This window comes from Streptomyces sp. NPDC046900, from assembly GCF_040644975.1.
Classification (GTDB): Bacteria; Actinomycetota; Actinomycetes; order Streptomycetales; family Streptomycetaceae; genus Streptomyces.
On record NZ_JBEYXD010000183.1, the window covers coordinates 1 to 6,366 of the forward strand.

Below are 6,366 nucleotides of genomic sequence, written 5' to 3' on the forward strand. Positions count from 1 at the left end.
GTTCTCGATCTCAGCAATCAGATCATCGCAGGCCGGGGGCACCCTTCTGCTATCGGAGCGTCAGTTCAGATTCCCAGCTGAGCACATGAGGTTGGGCCGTTGCCGACAGACGGCAACGAGCGCGGACGACTACAACACTCGGCAGCCTGTCACGGAAGCCCCGCGGATCCGATGGTGGTGGCTGCCCGTTACGCCGATCCGGGTCCCTAGATACGGAGGAGACGCGCTGAGCGAAGTTGCCTTCGAGAGGTGACTCCGAGCTTCGCGAAGGCATTCCCGAGGTGCCATTCCACCGTGCGCGGGCTGATGAACAGCTGGGCAGCGATCTCCTGGTTGGTGTGCCCGTCTCTGGCCAGCCTGGCGATTTGAGCTTCCTGGCCGGTGAGGTCGGTGTCGGCGCCAATCGTCCGTTTGCGCACAGTTTCCCCGGTGGCCAAGAGCTCCTTGCGGGCGCGTTCGGCGAAGCCGTCGGCTCCGAACCGACTCAACGCCTCGTAGGCGGACCGTAGCTGGGCACGGCTTTCCTGGCGGCGGTTCTGACGACGTAGCCACTCGCCGTACAGCAGACGGGCACGGGCCAAGTGGATGGCGATGCGGCAGCCTTTGAGATGCTCGATCGCCTCCTGGTAGAGCGCCTCGGCAGCCTGGTCGTCACTCACCAGGGCGCGCGAGCAGGTACCTACTCCCAGGGCCCATTCGGTTCCGCTCGCGCGTGTGCGCTCGGTGAGGTTATCCAGTGCCGCCATCGCGGCCTCCGGCTGCCCGTTGCGGACGGCCGCCTCGATGAGTTCGGCCAGTGCCCAGCCGAAGATGCCGACATCTTCGTACTGACTTGCACGCGTCGCGGCTGCCAGCGCGGCATCGTAGCGGCCGAGGCCGTTGTACAGAACTGCGGTTGCGTACTCGGCGAGGCTCAGAACGCGCCCTTCACCCCGGGCGCGCACTTCTTCGATGGTGGTCTCGATGAGATCCCGTGCCTGGGGCTCCTGGCCCCGCCAAGCGGCGAGTACCAGGGACGTGTACATCATGGGTACGCCGCCCACCGCCTCTGAGATTTCCGTGGCCTGGTCGATCAGCGCGGCTGCGGTGTCGAATTCGCCGGCATGGACGTGGGAGAACGCTTGGTAGGTCAACGCCATCGGCAGGACGGCGAGCGCCCCGGCTTCTCGGGCGGTGCGGACGGCGCCGGTCGCCAGCTCATGCCACGCGTCGTCGTCCCACAGCTCACACGCGAGAGGCTCGGGTATCACACGGAACGCCAGCCACAGCCAGCGCCTGTCCGCATCCGTCGCACCGGATGCCTGCTCCTGCTGGACGACGTGCAGTGCGTGCCTGAGAGGGGCGACGCCAGCGGCGTAGCCATCGATGATCCGGCTGACCATGCTGTCCAGGAGGATGTCGACCATCCGCGGCGGCGTCGGTGGCAACGGTCCGGCGCGGGCCGCCTCGGCCACCTCCCGGAGCCCGGCGCCCTCACTCAGAGAGCCAGCGAAGATCGCCGCGCCGAGCGCTTCCAGCAGGGTGTCACGGGCGAGGGTGGTGTCGAGAGGTGCCAGCCGATGTGCCGCGTCGACCAGGAGCCGGGGCGCGTCGCTGCCTCGCATCTGGGAGAATACCAGCCGGGCTCGCAGCCGCTCGAGTCGGGCGCGCTGCAGGTCGTCGAGAGGGCCGGCGTCCGCGGCCGCCAGCAGGTTGCAGGCCTGGTCGGCCCCGCCGGCGTCGATCGCGGTCTGGGCGGCGGCCAGTGCACGGGTGACGCGGCGTGCGGGATCGGGAGTCAGTTCCGCCGCCCGCCGCAGGAACGAGGCTGCCGCGGCAGCTCCTCCCCTGCCTTGGGCCCGGCCAGCTGAGCACTCCAGGTCGACGGCGACGCTCTCGTCGCGCCGGGCGGCAGCGTGAGCGAGGTGCCACGCCCTGCGATCAGGATCAAGGTGGGGATCGGTGGCTTCTGCCAGTGCCCGGTGTGCCGCCCGGCGATCCGGCGCAGACGCCCTCTGATAGATGGCCGAGCGCACTAGGGGGTGGTGGAACCGCACCCGGGTGCCGCATTCGACAAGCCCTGCGGCCTCGGCCGGCGCTGCGGCGGTCTCCGGTATCTCCTGCAGGCCTGCTGCGCGCCACAGCAAGCATGGGTCTCCGGTCGGTTCCGCCGCAGCGGTCAGCAGGAGGCGCCGGCTGTCCTGCGGAAGGGATCGGAACTCCTGGTAGAAGGCGTTCTCAATGCGACTTGCCAAGGGGCGCCTGCCGGGAAGCCAGAATCCGCCCGCCAGCTCCGCGGGCGCGTGTGGCAGCTCCAGCAGGGCCATCGGATTGCCGTGGGCCTCGGCGACGATCCGATCCCGTACCAGCGGGTCGAGGGGCACCCGGAGAGCCGAAGCCAGCAGGGTGCGTGCGTCGGACTCGCTGAGGCCGTCGAGGATCAGTTCCGGCAGGCCGGCCAGCTCACAATGGTCGTCAGGCTCCCGCAGAGCGAAGATCAACGCTATCGGTTCGGCCATCAACCGCCTGGCGACGAACACCAGCACTTCCATGGACTCCTCATCCAGCCACTGCGCATCATCGATGAAGCAAGCCAGTGGCTGTGCCTCGGCGGCGCTGGCCAGCAGATCGAGCGCGGCCAGGCCCACCAGGTACCGATTCGGCGCCTTGCCGTCCAGTAGTCCAAACGCCACGGACAATGCTTCGCGCTGCGGTTCCGGCAGCTCTTGAAGCCGACCCAGCGTGCACGTGAACGTGCAGAGCTGCTGAAGGCCCGCGAAGGGAAGCTTCATCTCCGACTCGATGCCCGCAATGGCGGCGGTTCGGCACCCGACGGCCCGACTGGCTGCGTAGTCCAGCAAGGCGGTCTTGCCGATCCCTGCCTCGCCGCGGAGGACCAGGACCGCGCTGTTGCCTGCCTTTGCTGTCGCCAGTACCCCCTCCAGCACGGCCAGCTCCCGGTCCCGGCCCAGCAGTCCGGCCTGAGCATCGATGCTGGGCACGCCCATAGTCGATCTCCTTCCCCCGTTGCTTGATGCGTTTCCCCGCGGTTCCCGCGGCCGACCGAAACGACCGGTCGGCTCGCATGCTCCCCTCGGACACCACCCGACGCTATCGTCACCGTTAGTCCATTTTAGGAACTTTTAGGAGCTATGGGGGTTACGCCCAATGTGGCACTTGGGGCGCTCTGATCATCAAGCAGCGACTGTCCGCGTCCGTACGTGACCCAGAGTCGCACCGTCTCCGCCGCAAGTGCGATGCCCCGGGTTCAGCCACGGGACGAGCCCCGGGAATTTCCCGGGGCCCATGCACGCCCAACCTCGGGAATGGTGGACGAGTCGGTGACACAAGGTCGTCGGCGACAGCAAGGAGATTTTTATGTCCGCCACTCCCGGCACTCCGGAGATCCGGCCGTTCACGTTTGAGTTTCCCGACGCGGAGCTCGACGACCTGCGCGCGCGTATCAACGCGGCGCGGTGGCCCGAGAAGGAGACCGTCGCGGACCAGTCGCAGGGCACGCAACTGGAGACGATGAAGGAGCTCGCGCACTACTGGGCGTCGGAGTACAACTGGCGCAAGGTCGAGGCGAAGCTGAAGGCCCTGCCGCACTTCATCACCGAGATCGACGGCCTGGACATCCACTTCATTCACGTCCGGTCGAAGCATGAGAATGCTCTGCCACTGATCGTCACGCACGGCTGGCCGGGCTCAATCGTCGAGCAGCTGAAGATCATCGAGCCGCTGGTCGACCCCACCGCCCACGGCGGGAGCGCGTCGGACGCCTTCCACGTGATCATCCCGTCGATGCCCGGCTACGGCTTCTCGGGCAAGCCCACCTCGACCGGCTGGGGTCCCGAGCGCATCGCACGTGCCTGGGGCGAGCTGATGAAGCGCCTGGGCTACACGAAGTACGTCGCCCAGGGCGGCGACTGGGGTGCGATCATCGCGGACTTCATGGGTGTGCAGGAGCCCGAGGGCCTGATAGGCATCCACACCAACTTTGCCGGTGCGGTTCCGCCCGCCATCGACGCTGCGCTCATCGCGGGCAACCCGCTGCCCGAGGGCCTGTCGCTCTCCGACGAGGAGAAGGCGGCGGTCGAGCAGCTGGACTTCGTGTACCGACACGTCTACTTCGCCTACATGATGGGGTCGCGTCCGCAGACCCTGACCGGACTCACGGATTCTCCGGTCGGGCTGGCGGCCTTCCTGCTTGACCATGACGCGGCCAGCCTGGCCATGATCTCCCGGACCTTCGCCGGACACACCGAAGGCCTCACCCGGGACGACGTCCTCGACAACGTCACGCTCTTCTGGCTGACCAATACGGCGATTTCCGCGGCTCGTCTCTATGCGGAGAACAAGACCTCGTTCTTCGGCGTCAAGGGCGTCAACCTCCCGGTTGCCGTGAGCGTTTTCCCCGACGAGATGTACCAGGCCCCGAAGAGCTGGGCGGAGCAGGCCTACCCGAACCTCATCCGCTACAACCGGCTCCCCAAGGGGGGCCACTTCGCGGCCTGGGAGCAGCCAGAGCTCCTCGTGAACGAGATCCGCGCCGGCTTCCAAAACCTGCGGTAGCCGACCGCGCCTGACGCCTTCACACGCACCAGCCCGGCGGGGCGGCCGAGCGGCCCAACTCCAGGTCCGCTCGGCCGCCCCATACTCCTTTACCTCTACCCAGATGGTCCTTCACTTCTCCCGTTAGCGGGTGCCCCGCAGGTCCGCGAGATCGCAACGATGAACAGCCCTCAACCCCTCACGAACCGACGTATCCCCTCCGACGATGACACCCACATCCAGATCCTCACCCCGCGGAACCCCGACACCCCGAACGGTCCCCACACAGCAGCACCGGATCCAGCCAAGCTCCTCGTACGATTCGAACGCGAGGCCATGCCATTCCTCGACCGGTTGTACGCGACCGCGACGCACCTGACCCACGACCGCGTCCACGCCGAGGACCTTGTTCAGACGACGTATCTCCGAGCCTTCGACGCGTTCGGGGCGTTGACCGCCGAAACGAGCCTGAAGGTCTGGCTGTTCCAACTCCTGGCCGACACTGCGCTCCACGTCTCTGGCGAGTGGCGGCGCCCGCAACCCTCAAACTCCTCGACAGCATGTCCCTGCCGACGGTCGCAGGAAGAGCACCACCCGAGGTTCTGTGACCCCCAGATGTCCCAGGCGCAGGCCTTGGAGCAGCTGCCCGACCGTGAGGTGAAGGCGGCTCTTCAACAACTCCCCCAGGAGTTGGCAATCGTTGTTTATCTCGCGGACGCCGAAGACTTCTCCCCCACGGAGATCGCGGACATCCTGGCCATACCCCAAGTCACCGCGACATCCCTCCTGCTCTACGGAAGACACTGCTTGCTCCATGCGCTCACCGACGCCGCACGCCGGCACGGCTTTCTCGACTGACGAACCTTTCGGGGTACTTCGTCTGTCTGCCAGGGCCGGTTGCCAATGCCGCCAGCAGGATCGCCGACGGCAGGCGCCACCTGGACTGCGGGCACGCACACCCAGGACTTCAGCATCGCCAAGTAGCGTGCACCCTGAAGTGCATCAGGGACCGGATCACCGAGCTCGGAGAGACGCCCTCGGTGCGGGCGATCAGTCAGCCGGAGAGGTACGCGAGTGCACAACGCGTGCACACTCGCGCGGGAACGCCCGGGAACTCGCAGGTCGAAGCGGGCACTGCCTGGATACGACACCCCGACCAGACCATAAGCTCAGGTCAAAGCCCTGATGGCAGACGAGTCGGGCTATACGCCGGGGACAGTCACGAGATTTGAGAAGATGGCCTGCTGCGCAGACCATCGGTCACCGAGAGCCAGTGTTCAAGACCGTCGACGAGGCACGGTGCTCCTCGCGGACAGCCCACCAGCTGTCGCCGCCCTTGTCCTTAACCCGCACGCTCCAGCGCGCTTCACGTGGGCACGGAGAACCCCACGCACACCGCTGCATGCGGGACCGGGTGCCGGCAGCATGCAGCTCCGGGCTCCAGTCGATCGGCCCCTCAACAAGTTCCACGACACCAGTGAAGCGCGTTCTTCCCTGCCACCGCAGTCGAATGCGTGTCGAAGTCGAAGTAAGAAGGGTGCGGTTCGTTTCGAGTGACGGCCGCCATCAAGCACTGAGGGCATAAGTTGGCTGGTCGGAGGCGGGGTAGAGACGCTCGTGCTCGCGGGCGGCGTGATAGCGCCAGTAGGGGTTGAGGTCGCCGTTGGAGACGACGGCACGCAGTCGCAGGACGGCTTCCGCTCCTGGCAGGCCCCAGCGGGCACCGGTGATGTCGAGCCGGTCGGCGATCATTATCTGAACCAGCGCGATGCCCGCTCAGGCGTCCGGCGAGAGGTGTGGTCCGGTCGTTGGGGAGATGGTGTGTGGTGCGAT

General features: G+C 66.8%; 3 protein-coding genes and 1 pseudogene. 2 read left to right on the top strand and 2 right to left on the bottom strand.

Annotated elements, in window-relative coordinates; genetic code table 11:
• Positions 1–206: 206 nt before the first annotated feature.
• A complete protein-coding gene (locus tag ABZ904_RS50115) occupies positions 207–2,987 on the bottom strand; it encodes an AAA family ATPase (protein ID WP_361830899.1) in 2,781 nt (926 codons plus the stop codon).
• Positions 2,988–3,357: 370 nt separating this feature from the next.
• On the opposite strand from ABZ904_RS50115, the gene ABZ904_RS50120 reads away from it, so the two are divergent.
• Both ABZ904_RS50120 and ABZ904_RS50125 read left to right on the top strand, forming a co-directional pair.
• Complete coding sequence (locus tag ABZ904_RS50120) at positions 3,358–4,554, top strand: epoxide hydrolase family protein (RefSeq protein WP_361830902.1); 1,197 nt, start codon at positions 3,358–3,360, stop codon at positions 4,552–4,554.
• Positions 4,555–4,713: 159 nt separating this feature from the next.
• A complete protein-coding gene (locus tag ABZ904_RS50125) occupies positions 4,714–5,391 on the top strand; it encodes a sigma-70 family RNA polymerase sigma factor (RefSeq protein WP_361830905.1) in 678 nt (225 codons plus the stop codon).
• Positions 5,392–6,099: 708 nt separating this feature from the next.
• On the opposite strand, the pseudogene ABZ904_RS50130 reads toward ABZ904_RS50125, so the two are convergent.
• Positions 6,100–6,285, bottom strand: a pseudogene (locus tag ABZ904_RS50130) (ISKra4 family transposase); the annotation flags it as partial.
• Between the last annotated feature and the right edge of the window lie 81 nt (positions 6,286–6,366).

What these genes read in the sequence shown, in the direction of transcription:
- ABZ904_RS50115 (WP_361830899.1), bottom strand. Translation starts at nt 2,987, where the DNA reads ATGGGCGTGCCCAGCATCGATGCTCAGGCCGGACTGCTGGGCCGGGAC.
- ABZ904_RS50120 (WP_361830902.1), top strand. Translation starts at nt 3,358, where the DNA reads ATGTCCGCCACTCCCGGCACTCCGGAGATCCGGCCGTTCACGTTTGAG.
- ABZ904_RS50125 (WP_361830905.1), top strand. Translation starts at nt 4,714, where the DNA reads ATGAACAGCCCTCAACCCCTCACGAACCGACGTATCCCCTCCGACGAT.